An 18,785-nucleotide genomic window follows, 5' to 3' on the forward strand; every position below is an offset into this window, starting at 1 on the left:
TTGCTGTATAGTTCAGTACATGCTGACTATTGCTTCGCGCCTCGACGTCATGAACCGGCTCGGCCGGGCCATGGCGGACCCGACGCGCTCCCGGATCTTGATGACTCTGCTGAACGCCCCGAGCTATCCGGCCGTGCTCTCGCGCGAGCTGGAGCTGACCCGCTCGAACGTCTCGAACCACCTGACGTGCCTGCGTGACTGCGGGATCGTGGTCGCCGAGCCTGAGGGTCGCCAGACGCGCTACGAGATCGCTGACCCGCATCTTGCGGCTGCGCTCGTCGCGCTCGTGGATGTGACGCTGGCGGTCGATGAGCACGCGCCGTGTGTGGACTCGTCGTGCACGGTGCCGGGCTGCTGCGGTACAGGGGCGGACGCGTGAGCGCGGCGTGTAGCTGCGAGCACGAGCCTGCCACTGCGGCGGAGGATGAGACCGAAGAGGTGGAGCGGCCCTGGTGGAGGGACCGTGGGATCATGGTGCCGGTCTTCTCCGGTGTCGCGTTCCTGGCTGGTCTGATCCTTGAATGGTCCGGGCTCGAGATCCCGGCGCTCGTACTGTTCTGGATCGGCCTGCTGCTGGGCGCGTCGACGTTCACTCCTGGCGCGATTCGGAAGCTGTTCAAGGGCAAGCTCGGGATCGGGCTGCTGATGACGATCAGCGCGATCGGCGCGGTCATCCTCGGCTATGTGGAGGAGGCCGCTGCTCTGGCGTTCTTGTACTCGATTGCTGAGGCGCTTGAGGACAAGGCGATGGACCGTGCCCGTGGCGGCCTGCGGGCGCTGCTGAAGCTCGTGCCGGAGACGGCGACCGTGCTGCAGAGCGGCGTCTCTGCGCAGGTGCCGGCGAGGGAGTTGACGGTCGGCCAGGTCATGGTGGTCCGCCCGGGCGAACGGATCGCAACCGACGGGATCGTCCGCTCTGGCCGCTCAAGCCTGGACACCTCGGCGATCACCGGGGAGTCGATCCCCGTCGAGGTCGAGCCCGGGGACGCGGTGTCGGCCGGCGCGATTAACAGCTCCGGCGTGCTGGAGGTCGAGGCGACCGCGGCCGGTACCGATAACTCGCTTACGACGATCGTGGAGTTGGTCGAGAAAGCGCAGACGGAGAAGGGCGAGCGTGCGCGTCTCGCGGACCGGATCGCCCGCCCGCTCGTACCCGGTGTGCTGATTCTCGCAGCGCTCGTCGCGATCATTGGGTCACTGCTGGGCGACCCGGAGGTATGGATCACTCGTGCGCTCGTCGTGCTGGTAGCGGCCTCTCCGTGCGCGCTGGCGATCTCGGTGCCGTTGACGGTCGTTGCCGCGATCGGCGCGGCGAGCAAGTTCGGCGTGATCATCAAGTCCGGCGCGGTCTTCGAGCGCTTCGGCACGGTCCGGCACGTCGCGGTCGACAAGACCGGCACCCTGACCCGTAACGAGCCCGCGGTCACCGCGGTCCTCACTGCGAACGGCATTGCCGAGGAGCAGGCGCTGGCTTGGGCGGCGGCTCTGGAGCAGCACAGCACGCATCCCCTTGCGGCGGCGATCACCGCTGCAGCCCCGGGTGTTCCCGTGGCCGCGGATGTGACCGAGCAGGCCGGGCACGGCATCGACGGCACCGTCGATGGCGCTCGTATCACGGTCGGCAGCCCCCGCTGGCTCGACGCCGGCGAGCTCGGCGACCGGGTTGCAGGGCTTGAGGAGCAGGGCATGACTGTCGTGATCGTGCACCGCGACGAGGCACCGGTCGCGGCGATCGGCGTCCGCGACGAGCTGCGTCCGGAAGTCCCCGAGGTGGTCCGCACGCTTGCGGATCAGGGCGTCGGCATGACGATGCTCACCGGGGACAACGCCCGCACCGCTCGTGCGCTGGCTGCGCAGGCCGGGATCGCTGATGTGCGCGCGGAGCTGCGCCCTGAGGACAAGGCGACCGCGATCGGCGAGTTGTCGAAGGCGGGATCGGTCGCGATGATCGGTGACGGCATCAACGACGCCCCGGCCCTGGCGTCCGCGGACATCGGCATCGCGATGGGAGCGACCGGCTCCGATGCGGCGATCGAGTCTGCGGACGTGGCCTTCACGGGTCATGATCTGCGGCTCATCCCGCGGGCGTTCGATCACGCGCGGCGGGGCCGGCGGATCATCAACCAGAACATCATCCTGTCCCTGCTGATCATCACCGCACTGCTCCCGCTCGCGCTCTTCGGGGTCCTGGGGCTCGCGGCTGTCGTCCTGGTCCACGAGGTCGCGGAGGTCATCGTGATCCTCAACGGCCTGCGCGCCGCACGCACCCGCACACCACGAATGGAAAGCTGATGCTCGCAACCATCGGGTCGGCGATCGGCCTGTTCGCGGCGACCAACATCGACGACATCGTCGTGCTCACCGTGCTGTTCCTCGCCTCCAGCCGGGGAAAGCCGCGACCGTGGCAGATCGTCGCAGGCCAGTACCTCGGGTTCATCACACTCGTCGTGATCAGCGTGATCGCCGCGCTCGGTCTCACGATCGTCCCGGACGAATGGGTCGGCTTCCTGGGTCTGATCCCGCTCGGCATCGGCATCTGGACGCTCATTCGCGGCCTGCGCCGTAACGGCGACGACGATGATGACGACTCCAAGATCACCGCGGTCGGACTATGGGGGGTCGCCGGGATCACGATCGCCAACGGGGCCGACAACATCTCCCTCTACACGCCGATCTTCCGCACCAGCTCGTCCGGCGACGTCGCGGTCATGATCGTCGTGTTCCTGATCCTCGTCGCCGTCTGGTGCGCTGCCGGGCGACTGATCGGCACCCACAAGGCCGTCACCGAAACGCTCGAACGTGTCGAGCACTGGCTCGTCCCCGTCGTGTTCATCGGCCTGGGCCTGTTCATCCTCATTGAATCCGGCGTTATCGTCCGTCTCTTCGAGGCCCTCGCATGACCCCGGACACGAATACCGACGTTGAGTCGGCATCGGCGTCGGGAGAGCGTCCGCAGAGAGGACGCTGGCGGCTCACTGCCTGGGCGCTTCTGATCGCCGTGGTCGTCGTCGTGATCGATCAGGGAACGAAAGTGTGGGCCGAGGCCACCCTGTCGGAGCACGAGCGCATCCCGCTGATCGGCGACCTGTTGGGCCTGCAGCTCGCGTACAACCCCGGCGCGGCGTTCTCCTTCGGGGAGAGCTTCACCTGGGTGTTCGCTCTCATCGCCGTCGCGGCCACGGCCACCGCGATCGTGTTCGCGTTCCGGGTCCGACGCCCCGGGTGGGCGATCGTGATCGGTGCGCTCGGCGGGGCCGCTGCTTCGCACGCCGGCGACCGGCTTTTCCGCCAACCAGGATTCGCCCGGGGGCACGTCGTCGACTTCCTCGCCTACGGCAACTGGTTCATCGGGAACCTCGCCGACATCGTGATCGTCACCGCTACGATTGCCGGAGCGCTCCTGATGCTCCGCGGCACCGAGAACTGAGAGGGCCAACCATGGAGATCACCCTGCAGTACTTCGACGGCTGCCCGAACTGGGAAGTACTCGACCGCCGGCTTGCTGAGCTGCTCGACGGTCGATCAGATATCCGCGTCACACGACAGTTGGTCGAGACCGCCGAGGACGCCGAGCGCCTCGGATTCCACGGGTCACCGACCGTCCTCGTCGACGGCGTCGATCCCTTCGCCGACGAGCACACGCCGGTCGGGCTCGCCTGCCGGGTGTTCCGTACCCCTGCCGGGCTGGGAGGCTCTCCGACCGTCGAGCAACTGCGCGAAGCGATTTCCGGCCCGGCTCTGACGGGTGATGCTTGATCAGGGGTGGGTGGAGCGGAGAGCCGGGTAATCGGACCACTCGCCACCGGCGAGACGCGACCATGAGGCAGCGGATGCCGTCGTGATGCCGAGGAGATCCGAGACGATCCGGGGATGCAGTTGCCGGGTGAGCTCGATGAGCGCTGTCGTGCGGGCGCTCCCGGCAAGCAGGCCTTCGGCGCGAAGGCGACGGCTGAGCGGCCCCGGGGTGAGGTGACGGCCCGGGTTCCGGCCGGGGAACAACCACCCTTCAGGATGGCCCTTTGTGGCATCGACGAGCTCGACGATGGCGTCGCCGAGGATCGCGGGGACCTCGATCGGCTCGGCCCCGACGGTGAGCGTCACGGGCCGCGAGCTCGTGTCGACCTGTGCCCGGGTGATCGTGACGATGCGGGTCAGCTGGATCCCGTAGAGCAGCACGAGGAGACCCGCGGCCCGGGTCTTCGGGTCCATGTCGGCATCGGACAGGAACCTGCGGGCCATCTGCCATCGGTGATCAGAGGCGTAGTCTCGCCCCTCGAGGCGATGGGCTCGAAACTCGACCCGAAGGGTGCTCAGCCGGTGTTTTCGCAGCCAGCGAGTGAACGGTGCCAGCGCGTCGCGTTGGCTAGGCGAATCGGTCAGATACGCGTCGAGTAGGCGCTGCGGGAACGTCGCCAGTGTCTCCTGCTGCGCCCGGATCTCCCCGAGGAACGCGGCGCAGTACTTCAGTGCAGCCCTCTGCCTCTGGAAGCCGGAAGCAGGGCTGGACGCGCTGCGCAGTGTCCGAGTGGATCGGAGGAGCTCCCAGGTGCAGTAGCGGCGCAGGATCAGCCGGTCCTCGGGATGGTCGATGCCACCGAGCCAGTCGTTGAGCCAGTGGTCGAAGCGCGTGCCCTCGACGTCGAGCTCCGGCAGCACGCCGGAACGGACCAGCAGTGAGAGGAGGAACGCGACCGACTGTCCCGACCGGGCTCGGGTGATGATCGCCTCGGCGGTGAGCGGCAGGGTCCCGTCCGCGAGCTCGCGGAGCACCATCGCGCACTTGCTCTTGTGCAGCCAGCGTTCGAGCGACGCCGCTTTGCCATGGTGCGTGAGCAGATAGTCAGCAAGCGGGTGGAGATCCTCACGGATCTCTCCCGCATCGTCGGCGAGCAGCTGTTGGATCGCGACGGGCCGGCGGCACTCGACGCAGAGGTGATGTTTGCGGATTTCCTCGATCGAGCCGCATCCAGGGCAGGCCATCGTGATCGGAGTGCCCGCGCAGTCGGCGCAGACCTTCTGGCCATTCATGAACCCGGTGAGGAACACTCTGCGCGCGCACTCGGGACAAGGTTGGGGTCTGCGCATCGCGTAGTAGCAGCGCGCGCATACTCGTCGTCCGTCGAGGTGCGAGGCGACGCGGCCAGGTTCTCCGCAAAGACCACAGGTCTTGATCGGTGCGGTGTAGCAGGCCAGGCAGACGAGTTCCGGGCGACGGACGATGATGGTCGCGTGCTGACCGCACCGCGAGCAGTCGCCGAACGATCGAGGGTCGGCTCGCCAACAGTCACGGCAGAAACGCTGTCCGTCGATGGTGCGCTGCACGGGCCGGACCCGGCCACAGGACGCGCAGGAGACGGACCGGGCCTTCCGCTCGCATCGGGAGCAGTGCCGACCACCGCCCGGCGTCTTGTGGGGCATTCTCACCGCGCGTCCGCAGGACTCACACGTCGGCAACACCACCCGGCTCGCCCCTTCTTTGACCAGCGCATGGGCCAGATTCTGAACGGTCGCTGGCACGTTCGCATGCTGCCCCTCCAGGACTCCGGGCTGCTTGATCAGCGCGAGCTCAAGAAGCCGCTGCGTGAGGGGTACTGGCGCGACCGTATGCACGATCTCAGTGAGTCGCTCGGGAGAGATCTCGGGAACGAGAGGGCGGACGAGAGCGACGACTTCAGCGACTCGCGGCAGCTGCGGAGGCTTGGCCACCGCGGCTACTTCGTACGCGGCCGACGGATCGCCGCGCGAACAGGACGGAGATCACCGATCGCCCCCCGTGTCGCCTCCTCACCCACCGCCACCGGGGTCGAGGCCTCCCGGCGAGTGATCGTCACGAGATCGTCGAGCGAGCACTCCAGCGCATCGCACAACGCCGCCAACACGTCGAGACGCACCCGCTGGGGCGGCTGAGTCACCAGCCGATACACCTGCTCCCGGGACAGGTCGATGCCGCGCTCTTCGAGTAGGGGTTTCAGTTTGGAGGTCTGGAAGATCCCGCGCGACGCCATCACGCTGCGCAGATTCCAGCCGGTGTCGAGCTCAACGGTCATCAGCTTCTCCTTGGATGAGGGCCTTCAGCGCTTCGGCGAGCACACGGTTCTTGTAGTCCGAGCTGACGGAGGCGTAGATCGAGGTCGTCGAGGCATGCATATGCCCGACCTGCTCTTGGACGAATCGATCGGCGTACCCGAACTCCAGAAGGTGCGTGACATAGGAGTGCCGGAGGCTGTGCAACGTCAGGTCCTTCGACAGGCCGGCTTCATCACGCAACTCTGCGAACCTCCGATCGAGATACCCAGCAGACAGACGCGTGCGGCGCTCGGTCACCCAGAGCGCGTCGAGGTCGTCTCCGGGCGCGAAACGGGCCCGGGCCTGCTCGAGCCATTGCTGCATGCCGGGGACCCACCAGTCGAATTCCGGCACCAGCAGCACCGTGCGACGTCGTGGCGCGCCACCGCCCGCCGCCTTCGCCCATCGCACGTGGACCGCGCCGTAGCGGCCCCACTGGCGCATCTTCGCGTTGTGGTGCAAATCGACGGTATCGAGCATCACCGCCTCAGTGCGGCGCAGACCGAACGCGTAGACCGTCTTCAGCAACTGGGCATCCCGCAACGCGCCGAGCGCACCCTTTCGCCCGGAACTCACGAGCAGCTCGACGCGGGCGTCGGCCGTATCGAACAGGCGCTCGATCTCGTCGTACGTGAACGGGCGACGCTTCCCATCGCCTTCGAACTCGAACCGGTGCGCCACCGTGTTCCACGGCAGGCACACCTGCGAAGGGACCTCCCCAAACTCGCGATCGCAGATCTCCATCCAGTCGTACAACGGGTTCGTGAGGTAGTCACAGAACCCACGGATAGACCCATGGTTGGCGCGCATCGTCGACAACGTCCGAGTGCGACCGCCAGACTGAGCAGTGAACTCATCCACATCCGCGACAGTCCACCTCCAAGGCGGTTTGTCCACGAAATCACGGAACCGTGTCACCGTCGCCGTCCGGTTCCGGATCGTCTGCTCACGGAGCCCGCGCGACAGCTGCTGGTTCCGCCAACCATCGATCATCGCACTGAAAACCTGCGCTTCCGGGTTCGCCAGTGCGACGTTCGATGCTGACGTGATCAGCCGAAGCGCCGCTGGAGAAGCCTCAAAATCTTGCATTAGATGCAACAAAGTATGGGACAGTGCATCACTGTGTCAACCCAGATCTCCGCATCCGCGAGATCACGCTGTTATGGTCGGAACACTTCGACACCGAAGGAGCCGAATAGGTATCGATTGCAAGCACGGACAGTTGCATTCACTGCAACATGCGAGGGTTTGTCGTGCGTGGGTCGTGGGCGGTGAACATCCGCAAGTTCCTTCCCGGGCACCGCTCGCTCGATGCGCTCGTGATGCAGGGGGCGCTCACCCCCGAGGCCGCGCGGGCCCTCGGGAAGGCGATGCGGACGGGCGCATCCGTGATCGTGTCGGGGGCGACTCACGCGGGCAAGACGACGATGCTCGGGGCGCTGCTCGCCGCCTGCGCGGCGGACCAGCGCATCATCACGGTGGAGGAGACGTTCGAGCTCGCGGTGGAGGGCCCCGATGTGGTCGCGCTGCAGGGGCGTCAGCCGAGCCTCGAGGGGACCGGCGAGATCACGCTGCGGCGGTTGGTGAAGGAGGCCCTGCGGATGCGACCGGACCGGCTCGTGGTGGGGGAGGTGCGCGATGCGGAAGCGCTCGACATCGTGCTCGCGCTCAACACCGGAGTGCCCGGGGCCTGCACGGTCCACGCCAACTCCGCCGCGGAGGCACTCGACAAGCTGTGCCTGCTGCCCCTGCTCGCCGGCCGGAACATCGACCGCGGCTTCGTCGCCCCGGCGATCGCGTCGTCCGTCGACCTCGTCGTCCACTGCACGCGCGATGCGGCGGGGCGCCGATACGTCGAGGAGATCATCGCCCCGACGGGTGAGGTGATCGAGGGGCGGGTGCTCAGCAGGCCGGTCTTCGGAGCCGGGCGCCCCCGCGGCCGGTCGGCCCCGGCCGGCTCGGAGGTTCTCGCATGACCTTCCTGCTCGGTGCGACGCTCGCGGCCGGCGTGCTCCTGATCCTGTCACCGTGGCTGTGGCCGGCAGGGGAACGCTCCGCGTCCTCCCCGCATCGCGGTCGTCTGGCTCGTCTCGCGGGCGAGGCGGGATTCCCGGCGGTGCAGACCCGCTCCCTCGTGATCGGCATCGCCGGTGCCGCGCTCGGCGCCGCCTCCCTCGCCTGGCTCGTCACGGGAAGCGCCGCGCTCGCGATCCTCGCCGGGCTGGCCGGAGGCACGGCGCCGATCGCCTACCTGCGTGGCCGCCGCCTGCGGCTGCGGCGTCTGCGACGCCAGCTCTGGCCCGACGTCTGCGACCTGCTGATCGCCGCGATCCGCGTCGGTCTGTCGCTCCCCGATGCGGTGGCCACCCTCGCGGAGTCGGCTCCACCGCCGCTCCGCCCCGCGTTCGGCGTGTTCGCCCGAGACCTGCGGAGCAGCGGACGGTTCGACGCCAGTCTCGACCGGCTGAAAGCCGTCCTCGCCGATCCTCTCGGCGACCGGATCATCGAGACCCTGCGAATGGCGCGGCAGGTCGGTGGCACCGAGCTCATCGGCGTGCTGCGGGCGCTCTCGTCGTCCGTGCGTGCCGACGCGGCGCTCCGCGGCGAGGTCGAGGCGCGGCAGTCGTGGATCCGCGGGGCGGCCGTCCTCGGAGCCGTGGCGCCGTGGGTCATCCTCACCCTCCTGATCCTGCGCCCGGAGGGGGCCAAGGCCTATGGCACGCCGGAAGGGATCGCCGTGATCGTCGTCGGCGCGGTCGTGTCGGTCGTCGCATTCCGCCTCATGATCCGGATCGGTCGGCTGCCCGAGCCCCGTCGGTGGTTCGGGTGAGCGGGCTCTCCGCGCTCGCCGTGGCCGTGCTGCTCGGCGGGGGATTCGCCGCGGGTGTCCTCTCGCTTCTGGCGGGCCTCCCGCGGTGGCGGGCGGCGTCGCTCGCGTCGCGGATCGCGCCGTACGTGCGGGACGCCGTCGATGACGAGGTGTTGCCGCGGGACGCCTTCCCCAGACCAGGCACCCTGCCCGCAGGAGGGTTCCGCCTCGGTGCGCGCGGGGCGCGGGCGCTCGACCGTCTGCTCGGCGGGACGGAAGCTCTCCGACGGCGGCTCGCGCAAGCGGGGTCGACACTCGATCCCGTCGCCTTCCGCGGTCGTCAGCTCGCGGTGATCGTGGGCGGAATCGCTGCCGGAGCGCTCGCCGTCATCGTTCTCGTCGTGATCGGTCGGTGGTCGCTTCCGGTCGGGTCGATCCCGCTCCTCGCGGGAGCGGCGGCCGGTGTCGGGTACGACCTGCGACTGTCGGCGCGGGTGCGTGGGCGGAAGGTGCGTCTGACCGAGGAGCTGCCGACGACGCTGGAGTTCCTGGCCCTCTGTCTCTCGGCGGGCGAGGGGTTCCTCGATGCCGTGAAGCGCGTGGCCGGTGTGGGGTCGGGCGAGCTCACGGTCGAGCTGCGTCACGTGGTAGTGGAAGTCGGGACGGGGTCGCCGCTGGCGGATGCGCTGACGGCGATGGCGGCTCGCCTGGAGCTTCCCGGGTTGACGCGGGCGGTGGACCAGATCGTCGCGGCGCTCGAACATGGCGCGCCGCTCGCCGCCGTCCTGCGCGCTCAGGCTGACGACACGCGGGAGGAGGCCAAGCGCACGCTCATCGAGCAGGCCGGACGGAAGGAGATCTTCATGCTGCTGCCGCTGGTCTTCCTGATCCTGCCGCTGTCCGTCGTGTTCGCGATCTACCCGGGCCTGTTCATCTTGCGCCTCGGCATCGGGTGAGTGGTCGGCGGGAAAGGGCGCGAGGGCTTACGTTTGCTCTATGGGAAGCCTCGAGTACAACAGCTCTCGTCCGCCGATCGACGTCGAGGACACCCTGCTGGCGCATCTGAAGATCGTGATCTCCACCAAGCTCCGTCGCCAGGAGAGCTTCATGATGACGTGGCCCTCGGGAAGGAAGAGCCCCGGCCGGCTCTCCGCGTGGATGCACCCGGCCATCCCGCTGGTGCTCGAGTTCGACGCCGACCCGGTCCCGGCGATAGACCCGGCCCGGGTCAGCCACATGATGGAGCGCTTGAACGCGCGCGGCGAACTCCTCATCGACGAGTTCACCTCCTGACGCTGCGGCGGCTCTCCGAGGTGCTCAGACGTCCCAGTCCGGCAATCCGCCGAGGTCTGAGGCGAGGGTTCCGTCGTCGGACGCCCTGACCTGGAAGAGGAACACCCGCGAAGTCGGGTGGACGAGGACGCTGGCGAGGCCGTCCGACGTGGCGAACGAGACGAAAGTGGGTTCGACGCGCGCGGCGGCTTCGATCCGCTCGCGGAGGGCGACGACATCCGTGCCGCGAGGCAGGAGATAGGTGAGCCCGTCGATCTCGACCCGCGCCCGCATCTCATCGTCAGGTCCGGGGCGCATGCGTGACAGGCTATCCCTCGTCGTGGTGTCCGGACCCGGGGTTGTGCGATTCACGCGACGGGAGTACAGAACCGCGCCGCTTCGCCCTTCGCGCACCGACGACGATGATGACGGCGACGAGGATCACCACGCCGACGACGATCGCGATCAGCACCGGTAGACGACCATGAAGGCCGCCCCTGTGGATAACGTCCGCGCCGCGACGGGTCTCCGATGCACACTGGCGGCATGATCTCTCGTGCGCGCTCGATGCTCCGTGCCCTCCACGACGACGAACGGGGAGACGTGCCCGGCTGGGTGCTCGTGACCCTGATGACCGCGGGCCTTGTCGTGCTCATCTGGGCGGTCGCCGGACCCGCGCTCACCTCCCTCTTCGAGCAGGCCATCCAGCGGGTGTCGGGGCTCTGACATGCGTGCGCCTGCGGGGGTGACCGACGACCGCGGGTCGAACCCGGTGGAGTTCCTCCTCGTCGGCACCCTGCTCACCGCGCTCACCCTCGCGGTGCTGCAACTGGCGTTCGCGATCTACGTGCGCAACGTCGTCCATGACGCCGCCGTGGAGGGGGCGTACTACGCGGCTCTCGCCGACACGACGGCCGCGGAGGGGGAAGAGCGGGCGCGCGAGGTCATCCGTCGTGCGGTCGGCCCCTCCTATGCAGACGACATCACGGTGGCCTCGGCACGGCGGGGCGGACAGGAGACCGTCGAGGTCCGCATCCGGACGATGCTCCCGGTGTTCGGGCTCGTCGGTGTCCCTGCGGCCTTGCAGGTGGAGGCCCACGCACCGGGGGAGTCGTTCGATGCGCGATGACACGGGGTCGAGCTCGCTGGAGTTCATCGCCGTCGGCGTGATCATGCTCGTGCCGCTGCTGTACCTCGTGATCGCCGTGGGCTCGGTGCAGGAGCAGTCGCTGGGCGTGGAGGCCGCGGCGCGGCAGGCCGCCCGTGCCATCGCCTCGGCGCCCGACATCGCAGCGGCGGCCGACCGGGGGGAGGAGGTGCTGGACGGGGTCGTCGCGGAGTACGGCATCGATCGCGGAGCGGTCGACGTTGCGGTGTCGTGCCGTTCCCGGACCTCAGGCTGTCCAGCGGCGGGAGCGACGGTGGTCGTCACGGTCTCGACGCGGGTACCGCTGCCGCTCGTGCCAGGCGTGCTCGGACTCGACCAGGCGACCTCCGTCCCCGTCGAAGCCGTATCGGTGCAGAAGGTGTCTCGGCGATGGGGCGGGGGATGAGGGGGCGCGTGCCGGCGCCGAAGCAGCACGGTGAGGGCGACGACGACGGGAGCGTGCTGCTGCTCGTGCTCGGCTACCTGATCCTCGCGCTCGCCGTGCTGTTCGTGTGCGTCTGCGCCACCGACCTCTACATCACCCAGAAGCGGCTGGACGGGCTCGCGGATGCGGCGGCGCTCGCCGGAGCGGACGGGTTCACGCTGGAGGTGGAGGGGGAGACGCCCCGGGCGACGCTCACCGATGCCGGGGTGGCCGAGCAGGTGGTGCCGCTCATCCGTGACGCGGGGTGGGAGGCGACCGTGGTCGATGCGGGCACCCCCGACGGCGTGAGCGCGCGCGTCACCGTCGCGGCCGTCTGGCACCCGCCCCTGCTCTCCCCGTTCGTGCCGGACGGGGTGCCGCTGCAGGCGACGGCGACGAGCCGCACAGCGCTGCGCTGAGGGATCGGGCGCTCAGTCGTCGGCGGGGTCCGGCGTGCGCGGGGGCGTCCGGGGGACGAACCGGGGGATCCAGCGGAGGAAACCGGCGGCGCCGACGAGTCCGATCAGGCCCATGGCTCCCGCCGCGAACGACAGGGAGGCGACCGCGGTGATGCCCGAGACGAGGAGCGGAGCGACCGCGCCGCCGGCATCGGTCAGCGTGCGCCACGACCCGAGGAACGCGGCGGGGTCGTGCTTCGGGGCGACGTCCGCGCCGAGGGTGAGGAGGATGCCGCTCGACAGTCCGTTGCCGACGCCGAGGACCGCGGCGAACATGCCGAACCAGAGCACCGCGGAGTCGAGGTCGTGCGTGACCGACAGGGCGAGGAACCCGGCGCCCATCAGCACCATCGCGGGCATCGCCGCCCAGAGCCGGCCGAAGCGATCCATCACCTGGCCACTGGCGTAGAACAGGGCGAAGTCGATGGCGCCGGACACCCCGACGACGAGAGCGATGGTCGACGCGTCGAGGCCCAGGGAGAGCCCCCACAGCGGGAGGACGACCTGCCGTGCCGACCGCACCGCCGAGAGCGAGGCCGCAGCGAGTCCGAGCCGACCGAGCACTCCGCGCTGCTGCCACATGGTCTGGAAGATCCCGGCCCGCTCGACGGTGGGGATCGACCCGGTCACCGCCTCTCCGCTGTCCTCCACGAATCGATCGGTCGTCCGCAGCGGGGCGACGGTCTTCTCGGGGTCCGGTCCGAAGAGCACGAGCACGACCATGACCACGAGGCAGGCGAGGAAGAACCAGATCGCCGCGGCCTCGGTGCCGAAGAGCTGCAGCAGACCCGCGGAGACGAACGGGCCGATGAAGATACCCAGACGGAAGCTGCCGCCGAGCAGGGAGAGCGAGCGGGCGCGGAACGCCAGCGGCACCCGCGTGGTCATGAACGCGTGCCGGGCGAGCCCGAACGCCGCGGCGCACAGGCCCAGGAGGAACACGGACGCCGCGAGGACCCCGAGCGACGGCGCGAACACCATGCCGACGGCGGCGAGGATGGCGATGACGCCCGCGATCACCATCGTGAAGCGCTCGCCGATGCGCCCCACGGCCCAGCCGGCCGGGAGGTTGCCGCACAGCTGACCGACCACGAGCGCCGAGGCGACGAGGGCGGCGAAGGCGACGTCGGCCCCCATGGACGCGGCGATGACTGGGATGAGCGGGATGACCGCACCTTCGCCGAGGGAGAAGAGGACGGTCGGCAGGTACACCATCGGTCCGAACTGGCGGAGGACCGTGGATGCACTGCTCACGCCCTTCACGCTACTCCGGTCGGCGCGGACGACCGGACACCACCGTCCCCGCGCGCGCGGGCGGCACGTTAGGCTGAGGTGTCATGCTCGAACTAGATCTCTCCGCCGAAATCCAGGCGCTCAGGCACACCTTCGGCGACATCAGCGAGGTCGTCGATGTCAACCGTCTCCGCGAGGACATCGCGCGTCTCAGCGAGGAGGCCGGCGCGCCCGACCTCTGGGACGACACCGAGAACGCCCAGAAGGTCACCAGCGCCCTGAGCCATCGTCAGTCGGAGCTCGCCCGCATCACCGGCATCGCCCAGCGCCTCGACGACCTCGAGGTGCTCGTCGATCTGGCGAACGAGATGGGCGACGAGGAGTCGGCGGTCGAGGCCCGCAAGGAGCTCCAGACCCTCACCGACCTCATCAACCAGCTTGAGGTGCAGACGCTGCTCGACGGCGAGTACGACGAGCGCAGCGCCATCGTCACCATCCGCTCCGGCGCCGGCGGCGATGACGCCACCGACTTCGCCGAGATGCTCATGCGCATGTACCTGCGTTGGGCGGAGCGTCACAAGTACCCCGTGAAGGTCATGGACACTTCGTACGCGGAGGGCGCGGGCATCAAGTCGGCGACCTTCGAGATCGACGCGCCCTACGCCTTCGGCACGATCTCGGTCGAGGCGGGCACACACCGCCTCGCCCGCATCAGCCCGTTCGGCTCGGCGGACAAGCGCCAGACGTCGTTCGCCGCCGTCGAGGTCATCCCCCTCATGGAGGAGGCGACCGAGGTCGACATCCCCGAGAGCGACATCCGGGTCGACGTCTTCCGCTCTTCGGGCCCCGGCGGCCAGTCCGTCAACACGACCGACTCCGCCGTGCGCATCACGCACCTCCCGACCGGCATCGTCGTGTCGATGCAGAACGAGAAGTCGCAGATCCAGAACCGCGCCGCGGCCATGCGCGTGCTGCAGAACCGTCTCCTCCTGCTGCAGAAGGAGCAGGAAGCGGCCAAGAAGAAGGAGCTCGCGGGCAACATCACCGCGAGCTGGGGCGATCAGATGCGCTCCTATTTCCTCTACGGTCAGCAGCTCGTGAAGGACCTCCGTACGGGCCAGGAGTCCGGGAACCCGGCCGCCGTGTTCGACGGCGACCTCGACGACTTCATCTCGGCGGGCATCCGCTGGCGCAAGCGCAAAGACGAGGACTGACCCCTGACCACGAAGGCCCCGGGAGCTCCCGGGGCCTTCGTCGTGCCGTGCGAACGGGTCAGCGTGCCGACGCCTCGACGGTCACGCGCGCGACCTCCTGCAGCATCTCGTTCGTGATGACGATCACGTAGGACGGGCTCTCCGCGACGTCGAACGAGACGGTGCCCTCCGCCGTGGAACCGGCGTCCTGCTCGCTGGACTCCAGCGTCGCCTCGCCGAAGATGTCGTAGTCGCCCTCGGTGCCGTCTGCGGTCTCGACGGAGAAGTACACCGGGTTGACGTAGGTCATCCCATCGAGGGTCTCCCAGGCGACGTCGATCACCAGGTACCCACCGTTCGCGGCCTCGAAGTCCGTGCCGTTGGTGGGACCGTACGTGGCCGAGCGGATCGTGACCTCGGCCGTGCCCGACAGCTGCGGCACGGCGACCGGCTCGCCGAGTCTGCCCTCGGCGATCTCCCCGGTCCCCGCGTCGCCGGTGTCGTCGGTCTCCGGCGCCGGGCTCTGGCTCGTGCCCTCGTCGTAGTCCGGAAGGGTGACCGGGCGCACGGTGTTCGCGACGGCCAGCACGAAGAAGATGCTCACGACGATCGCGACGATGCCGCCGAGCACCGACACCCCGAGCCCGGTGATCCCCGGCCACTTGGTGCCCTTCAGGAACAGGGAGATGAGCGAGACGATGAATCCGGCCGCCAGGAGGAACCAGGCGAACGGCAGCGTCACAGGGATGAACGCGAGGAGGAGGCCGAGTGCGGCGAGTCCGAGGCCGACGAGCCCCAGCACCGAGACCTTCTTCGGCGCCGCGGGAGCCGGCGCCTGACCGGGATACGAGCCCTGGCCGGGGTACACGCCCTGGCCGGGATACGTCCCCTGTCCCGGATACGTGCCCTGACCACCCGGCGCCTGGCTCGGGTATCCGCCGGCGCTCTGCGCGCCCGGGTACGCGCCCGGTGCCGGGTATCCGCCCTGGCCCTGGTACGCGTTCTTCCCGAGACCGGCAGGCGCCGCCGGGGGATACGGCGCTGCGCCCTCGGCTCCGGCCGGCGGGACGATCGGCGCCGCGCCCGGGAGGTCGTGCGCGCCGCTGGCCGGTGCGGTCCAGTCCTGGGCCGGCTCCGGCGCGACGATGAACTCGGTCGCCGGCTCGTCCGGAGCGATCTCGCGCTCAGCGGCGACGGGCTCGGGAGCGACGGTCTCCGCCGACGCCGTCGGCTCCTCTCCGAGGGGAGCGCCGTCGTCGGCCGCGGCGGGGTCCTCCGCCGGGGTGCTCTCCGCGGCCGCGTCTTCGGCCGTCGTCGCGGTGGTGTCGTCGGTCGCCGCGGTCGCCGCGGTCGTCTCCGGCGCGAAGTGCTCGGTCCACTGCTGGCCGTCCCACCAGCGCAGGCGCCCGGAGCCGTCGTCGTACCAACCAGCCGGTGTCGTCATGGGGATCCCCTCCGTGTGTGCGCTCGCGTGGGCACGCGAATCGACACTCCATGTATAGCAGCGGGCGACGACGCCGCGGGGCCGGAGAACACGGAGGAATCACGGGGCGGCGCGCGGCGCGGCGGGGTGTCGTGCCGAGCCGCAGGCGGTGGCGCGCTTAGGCTCGAATCGCCATGATTCGGTTCGAGAACGTCACGAAACGCTACCGCGGGACGTCGAAGCCCGCCCTGTCCGGTGTCGACTTCGAGGTGCAGCGCGGGGAGTTCGTCTTCCTCGTCGGCGCCTCCGGGTCCGGCAAGTCCTCCTGTCTGCGCCTGATCCTCCGCGAGGATGTGCCGACGAGCGGTCGGGTGGCCGTTCTCGGACGCGACCTGCGGGCGCTCGCGAACCGGAAGGTGCCCTACTTCCGTCGGCACATCGGCTCGGTGTTCCAGGACTTCCGGCTGCTGCCGTCCAAGACCGTGCATCAGAACGTCGCCTTCACGCTGCAGGTCACCGGCTCGTCCCGCGGCTTCATCCAGCAGGCGGTCCCCGAGGCGCTCGCCCTCGTCGGGCTCGACGGCAAGGAGAAGCGCATGCCGCACGAGCTCTCCGGCGGTGAGCAGCAGCGCGTCGCGATCGCCAGGGCGCTCGTCAACCGCCCTCAGGTGCTGCTGGCTGACGAGCCCACCGGCAACCTCGACCCCGCGACCTCGGTCGACATCATGCAGCTGCTCGCCCGGATCAACGCCGGCGGCACCACGGTGCTCATGGCCACGCACGAGGCCGGATTCGTCGACCAGATGCGCCGCCGCGTGATCGAACTCCGTGACGGCGAGATGGTCCGAGACGAGGTTCACGGCGGATACGGCGACACCTCGAACATCCCCCGCCTGGTGCCGGAGGAGGTCCGCGGCGCCGCGGCTGCCGCCGCTCTCACGGCCGTGCAGGAGGTGCAGCGCCAGACCGCCGACCTCTCGGTGGTCCGCGCCGCACTGGCCGAGGAGCTGGACGCTCAGCGTCGGGCCGCCGCGGCGTCTCCCGCGGTCACCGCGCCCGCCCCTGACCCGATGCCGCAGGTGGTCGAGCCGCCGGAGCCCGCGCGGGATCCGGGCGTGGTCGAACCGCCGGATGTCGTGCACCCTCCGGCTGCATCGTCGCCGCCCGCTGCCGCGCGCCCCGCACCCGGGGGGCCGCGCACTCATCCGATCGTGATCCCCGAGGTGGACGTCGCCGAACTCGGCGTCGCGGACCGCCTCGGCCTGTCGGACCAGGATGACGAGGAAGTGGGTCCGACCTCATGAGAATCGGCCTGATCCTGACCGAGGCCCTCGTCGGCCTGCGGCGCAACATCTCGATGGTGATCTCCGTCGTGCTCGTCACGTTCGTGTCGCTGACGTTCGTCGGCGCCGCGATCCTCATGCAGTCGCAGATCGGCGTGATGCGCGGCTACTGGGCCGAGCGCGCCCAGGTGGCGGTATACATGTGCTCCGCGGTGTCGGAGTCGGACACCTGCGTGGACGGCGCGGCGAGCGAGGAGCAGGTCGCCGCCGTGCGCGCCCAGCTGGAGGGCGACGCGCTGTCGCCGCTCATCAGCTCCATGACCTTCGACACGAAGGAGGAGACGTACGCCAAGCTCGTCGAGCAGGTGGGGGAGGAGCAGGCCAGCGTGCTCTCGCCCGACCAGGCGTTCGAGGTCTTCTTCGTCACCATGAAGGACCCCGGGCAGTCGCAGGTGCTCGCCGAGGCGTTCAGCGGCCAAGCAGGAGTGGAGCAGGTCCAGGACCAGCTCCAATACCTCGAACCGCTGTTCTCCGCGCTCACGGTGGCCACCTACATCGCCGTCGGCATCGCCGTGCTCATGCTCATCGCCGCGACGCTGCTGATCGGCACGACGATCCGGTTGTCGGCCTACGCGCGGCGCAAGGAGATCGGCATCATGCGCCTCGTGGGCGCGTCGAACCGCTTCATCCAGACGCCGTTCGTGCTGGAGGGCGTGTTCGCCGCGCTGCTGGGCTCCGCCCTGGCCAGTGCCGCCGTCGTCGCGGGCATGCACTTCGGCGTGAACGGCTACCTGCGCGGCCGCGTGCCCTTCATCACCACCTGGGTGACCATGCAGGATGCTGCCCTCGTCGTCCCAGTCCTCGTCGGGATCGGCGTGGTCCTCGCGGCCCTGTCGGCGGGCTTCGCGATCCGACGGTGGCTGCGCACCTGATACCCTGAAAGGCTGCTCGGCCGATCCGCTGCCGAGCCGTCCACAGCACCACAGCACAGGAGATCATCATGCCCAGGGAACGCGGGGAGAAGGTCATCGCGACCAATCGTCGCGCGCGTCACGACTACACCATCGAGAAGTCGTACGAGGCGGGGATGGTGCTCACCGGCACCGAGGTGAAGTCGCTCCGTCAGGGGCGCGCGAACCTCAGCGACGGGTACGCGTTCGTGAAGGGCAACGAGGTCTTCCTCGACGCCGTGCATATCCCGGAGTACTCGCAGGGGCACTGGACGAACCACTCGGCCAAGCGCATCCGCAAGCTCCTGCTCCACCGGGAGGAGATCGCGAAGCTCGCTCACGCCGTCTCCGCGGGCGGATACACCCTCATCCCGCTCAAGCTGTACTTCTCGGACGGTCGCGCCAAGGTCGAGATCGCCCTCGCGAAGGGCAAGCGCGAGTACGACAAGCGTCAGACCCTCCGCGAACGCCAGGACACCCGTGAGGCCGAGCGGGCGATGCGGCTGCGCAACCGGGTGGGCGAGTAG

Annotated in this window: 23 protein-coding genes; 17 read left to right on the forward strand and 6 right to left on the reverse strand. The window is 69.3% G+C overall.

Annotation, left to right across the window (positions count from 1 at the left end; translation table 11 throughout):
• Positions 1–19 precede the first annotated feature (19 nt).
• From cmtR to AUV07_RS12700, 5 genes are read left to right on the forward strand one after another with little or no spacing between them, the layout of a single operon-like run.
• Positions 20–379 carry a Cd(II)/Pb(II)-sensing metalloregulatory transcriptional regulator CmtR gene (gene cmtR / locus AUV07_RS12680; RefSeq protein ID WP_036297877.1) on the forward strand — a complete coding sequence of 120 codons (360 nt, stop codon included), beginning with the start codon at positions 20–22 and terminating at the stop codon, positions 377–379.
• Positions 376–2,292, forward strand: a complete 1,917-nt coding sequence (locus AUV07_RS12685; RefSeq protein WP_036297919.1) for a heavy metal translocating P-type ATPase — start codon at positions 376–378, stop codon at positions 2,290–2,292. Before cmtR ends, AUV07_RS12685 begins: the two co-directional genes overlap by 4 nt.
• Positions 2,292–2,900 (forward strand): cadmium resistance transporter, encoded by a 609-nt coding sequence (locus tag AUV07_RS12690; RefSeq protein ID WP_062636618.1) that lies wholly within the window; start codon positions 2,292–2,294, stop codon positions 2,898–2,900. Before AUV07_RS12685 ends, AUV07_RS12690 begins: the two co-directional genes overlap by 1 nt.
• The gene (locus tag AUV07_RS12695) at positions 2,897–3,427 is read left to right on the forward strand and encodes a signal peptidase II (RefSeq protein ID WP_036297873.1); all 531 of its coding nucleotides are present in this window, start codon (positions 2,897–2,899) and stop codon (positions 3,425–3,427) included. Before AUV07_RS12690 ends, AUV07_RS12695 begins: the two co-directional genes overlap by 4 nt.
• 11 nt (positions 3,428–3,438) lie before the next feature.
• Positions 3,439–3,756 carry a hypothetical protein gene (locus AUV07_RS12700; protein ID WP_058631820.1) on the forward strand — a complete coding sequence of 106 codons (318 nt, stop codon included), beginning with the start codon at positions 3,439–3,441 and terminating at the stop codon, positions 3,754–3,756.
• Here AUV07_RS12700 and AUV07_RS12705 read toward each other — a convergent pair whose 3' ends face one another.
• The 3 genes from AUV07_RS12705 to AUV07_RS12715 all read right to left on the reverse strand — a co-directional run bounded on the left by AUV07_RS12705 (position 3,757) and on the right by AUV07_RS12715 (position 7,155).
• A complete protein-coding gene (locus tag AUV07_RS12705) occupies positions 3,757–5,610 on the reverse strand; it encodes a hypothetical protein (RefSeq protein ID WP_231868265.1) in 1,854 nt (617 codons plus the stop codon).
• Positions 5,611–5,711: 101 nt separating this feature from the next.
• Positions 5,712–6,047: a helix-turn-helix domain-containing protein gene (locus tag AUV07_RS12710; RefSeq protein ID WP_058631822.1), complete on the reverse strand. Its 336-nt coding sequence runs from the start codon at positions 6,045–6,047 to the stop codon at positions 5,712–5,714.
• Complete coding sequence (locus AUV07_RS12715) at positions 6,037–7,155, reverse strand: tyrosine-type recombinase/integrase (protein ID WP_231868266.1); 1,119 nt, start codon at positions 7,153–7,155, stop codon at positions 6,037–6,039. Before AUV07_RS12715 ends, AUV07_RS12710 begins: the two co-directional genes overlap by 11 nt.
• A gap of 164 nt (positions 7,156–7,319) precedes the next feature.
• Here AUV07_RS12715 and AUV07_RS12720 point away from each other — a divergent pair, with 164 nt between their 5' ends.
• From AUV07_RS12720 to AUV07_RS12735, 4 genes are read left to right on the forward strand one after another with little or no spacing between them, the layout of a single operon-like run.
• A complete protein-coding gene (locus tag AUV07_RS12720; protein WP_442922884.1) occupies positions 7,320–8,042 on the forward strand; it encodes an ATPase, T2SS/T4P/T4SS family in 723 nt (240 codons plus the stop codon).
• Positions 8,039–8,896, forward strand: coding sequence for a type II secretion system F family protein (locus tag AUV07_RS12725; RefSeq protein WP_062636623.1), 858 nt, complete (start codon positions 8,039–8,041; stop codon positions 8,894–8,896). The genes AUV07_RS12720 and AUV07_RS12725 overlap by 4 nt, the downstream gene beginning before the upstream one ends.
• Positions 8,893–9,831, forward strand: coding sequence for a type II secretion system F family protein (locus tag AUV07_RS12730; protein ID WP_062636625.1), 939 nt, complete (start codon positions 8,893–8,895; stop codon positions 9,829–9,831). Before AUV07_RS12725 ends, AUV07_RS12730 begins: the two co-directional genes overlap by 4 nt.
• Positions 9,832–9,871: 40 nt before the next feature.
• Complete coding sequence (locus AUV07_RS12735) at positions 9,872–10,168, forward strand: DUF7882 family protein (protein ID WP_062636627.1); 297 nt, start codon at positions 9,872–9,874, stop codon at positions 10,166–10,168.
• A 24-nt stretch (positions 10,169–10,192) separates the two neighbouring features.
• Here AUV07_RS12735 and AUV07_RS12740 read toward each other — a convergent pair whose 3' ends face one another.
• Entirely contained in the window at positions 10,193–10,465 is a 273-nt protein-coding gene (locus AUV07_RS12740) for a hypothetical protein (RefSeq protein WP_157524061.1), read from the reverse strand.
• Between the two features lie 228 nt (positions 10,466–10,693).
• Here AUV07_RS12740 and AUV07_RS12745 point away from each other — a divergent pair, with 228 nt between their 5' ends.
• From AUV07_RS12745 to AUV07_RS12760, 4 genes are read left to right on the forward strand one after another with little or no spacing between them, the layout of a single operon-like run.
• Positions 10,694–10,873: a hypothetical protein gene (locus AUV07_RS12745; RefSeq protein ID WP_025105301.1), complete on the forward strand. Its 180-nt coding sequence runs from the start codon at positions 10,694–10,696 to the stop codon at positions 10,871–10,873.
• A gap of 1 nt (position 10,874) precedes the next feature.
• Positions 10,875–11,276 (forward strand): TadE/TadG family type IV pilus assembly protein, encoded by a 402-nt coding sequence (locus AUV07_RS12750; protein WP_062636631.1) that lies wholly within the window; start codon positions 10,875–10,877, stop codon positions 11,274–11,276.
• A complete protein-coding gene (locus AUV07_RS12755) occupies positions 11,266–11,700 on the forward strand; it encodes a TadE family protein (protein ID WP_062636633.1) in 435 nt (144 codons plus the stop codon). Before AUV07_RS12750 ends, AUV07_RS12755 begins: the two co-directional genes overlap by 11 nt.
• An 8-nt stretch (positions 11,701–11,708) precedes the next feature.
• Positions 11,709–12,137 carry a pilus assembly protein TadG-related protein gene (locus AUV07_RS12760; RefSeq protein ID WP_231868267.1) on the forward strand — a complete coding sequence of 143 codons (429 nt, stop codon included), beginning with the start codon at positions 11,709–11,711 and terminating at the stop codon, positions 12,135–12,137.
• Between the two features lie 12 nt (positions 12,138–12,149).
• Here the strand turns inward: AUV07_RS12760 and AUV07_RS12765 are convergent, their stop codons facing one another.
• On the reverse strand, positions 12,150–13,391 hold the full coding sequence (locus AUV07_RS12765; protein ID WP_062636909.1) for an MFS transporter: 1,242 nt from the start codon (positions 13,389–13,391) through the stop codon (positions 12,150–12,152).
• Between the two features lie 122 nt (positions 13,392–13,513).
• Between AUV07_RS12765 and prfB the strand changes: the two genes are divergently transcribed.
• Positions 13,514–14,623 (forward strand): peptide chain release factor 2, encoded by a 1,110-nt coding sequence (prfB, locus tag AUV07_RS12770; protein ID WP_062636637.1) that lies wholly within the window; start codon positions 13,514–13,516, stop codon positions 14,621–14,623.
• Positions 14,624–14,681: 58 nt separating this feature from the next.
• Here the strand turns inward: prfB and AUV07_RS18140 are convergent, their stop codons facing one another.
• Positions 14,682–16,046 (reverse strand): DUF2510 domain-containing protein, encoded by a 1,365-nt coding sequence (locus AUV07_RS18140; protein WP_062636639.1) that lies wholly within the window; start codon positions 16,044–16,046, stop codon positions 14,682–14,684.
• 173 nt (positions 16,047–16,219) lie between these two features.
• Between AUV07_RS18140 and ftsE the strand changes: the two genes are divergently transcribed.
• From ftsE to smpB, 3 genes are all read left to right on the forward strand, one after another.
• A complete protein-coding gene (gene ftsE, locus AUV07_RS12780) occupies positions 16,220–17,329 on the forward strand; it encodes a cell division ATP-binding protein FtsE (RefSeq protein WP_062636640.1) in 1,110 nt (369 codons plus the stop codon).
• The gene (ftsX, locus tag AUV07_RS12785; protein WP_062636642.1) at positions 17,326–18,240 is read left to right on the forward strand and encodes a permease-like cell division protein FtsX; all 915 of its coding nucleotides are present in this window, start codon (positions 17,326–17,328) and stop codon (positions 18,238–18,240) included. The genes ftsE and ftsX overlap by 4 nt, the downstream gene beginning before the upstream one ends.
• A 68-nt stretch (positions 18,241–18,308) precedes the next feature.
• Entirely contained in the window at positions 18,309–18,785 is a 477-nt protein-coding gene (gene smpB / locus AUV07_RS12790; RefSeq protein ID WP_062636644.1) for an SsrA-binding protein SmpB, read from the forward strand.

This window comes from Microbacterium sp. CH1 (genome assembly GCF_001595495.1).
Classification (GTDB): Bacteria; Actinomycetota; Actinomycetes; order Actinomycetales; family Microbacteriaceae; genus Microbacterium.

Bases quoted from the DNA above. Each gene is read 5' to 3' on its own strand.
- AUV07_RS12735 (WP_062636627.1), top strand. From the start codon at position 9,872: ATGGGAAGCCTCGAGTACAACAGCTCTCGTCCGCCGATCGACGTCGAG.
- smpB (WP_062636644.1), top strand. From the start codon at position 18,309: ATGCCCAGGGAACGCGGGGAGAAGGTCATCGCGACCAATCGTCGCGCG.
- AUV07_RS12690 (WP_062636618.1), top strand. From the start codon at position 2,292: ATGCTCGCAACCATCGGGTCGGCGATCGGCCTGTTCGCGGCGACCAAC.
- AUV07_RS12765 (WP_062636909.1), bottom strand. From the start codon at position 13,391: ATGGTGTACCTGCCGACCGTCCTCTTCTCCCTCGGCGAAGGTGCGGTC.
- AUV07_RS12740 (WP_157524061.1), bottom strand. From the start codon at position 10,465: ATGCGCCCCGGACCTGACGATGAGATGCGGGCGCGGGTCGAGATCGAC.
- cmtR (WP_036297877.1), top strand. From the start codon at position 20: ATGCTGACTATTGCTTCGCGCCTCGACGTCATGAACCGGCTCGGCCGG.
- AUV07_RS12695 (WP_036297873.1), top strand. From the start codon at position 2,897: ATGACCCCGGACACGAATACCGACGTTGAGTCGGCATCGGCGTCGGGA.
- AUV07_RS12745 (WP_025105301.1), top strand. From the start codon at position 10,694: ATGATCTCTCGTGCGCGCTCGATGCTCCGTGCCCTCCACGACGACGAA.
- AUV07_RS12700 (WP_058631820.1), top strand. From the start codon at position 3,439: ATGGAGATCACCCTGCAGTACTTCGACGGCTGCCCGAACTGGGAAGTA.
- AUV07_RS18140 (WP_062636639.1), bottom strand. From the start codon at position 16,046: ATGACGACACCGGCTGGTTGGTACGACGACGGCTCCGGGCGCCTGCGC.
- AUV07_RS12710 (WP_058631822.1), bottom strand. From the start codon at position 6,047: ATGACCGTTGAGCTCGACACCGGCTGGAATCTGCGCAGCGTGATGGCG.
- prfB (WP_062636637.1), top strand. From the start codon at position 13,514: ATGCTCGAACTAGATCTCTCCGCCGAAATCCAGGCGCTCAGGCACACC.
- AUV07_RS12715 (WP_231868266.1), bottom strand. From the start codon at position 7,155: ATGCAAGATTTTGAGGCTTCTCCAGCGGCGCTTCGGCTGATCACGTCA.
- ftsX (WP_062636642.1), top strand. From the start codon at position 17,326: ATGAGAATCGGCCTGATCCTGACCGAGGCCCTCGTCGGCCTGCGGCGC.
- AUV07_RS12755 (WP_062636633.1), top strand. From the start codon at position 11,266: ATGCGCGATGACACGGGGTCGAGCTCGCTGGAGTTCATCGCCGTCGGC.
- AUV07_RS12725 (WP_062636623.1), top strand. From the start codon at position 8,039: ATGACCTTCCTGCTCGGTGCGACGCTCGCGGCCGGCGTGCTCCTGATC.
- AUV07_RS12750 (WP_062636631.1), top strand. From the start codon at position 10,875: ATGCGTGCGCCTGCGGGGGTGACCGACGACCGCGGGTCGAACCCGGTG.
- ftsE (WP_062636640.1), top strand. From the start codon at position 16,220: ATGATTCGGTTCGAGAACGTCACGAAACGCTACCGCGGGACGTCGAAG.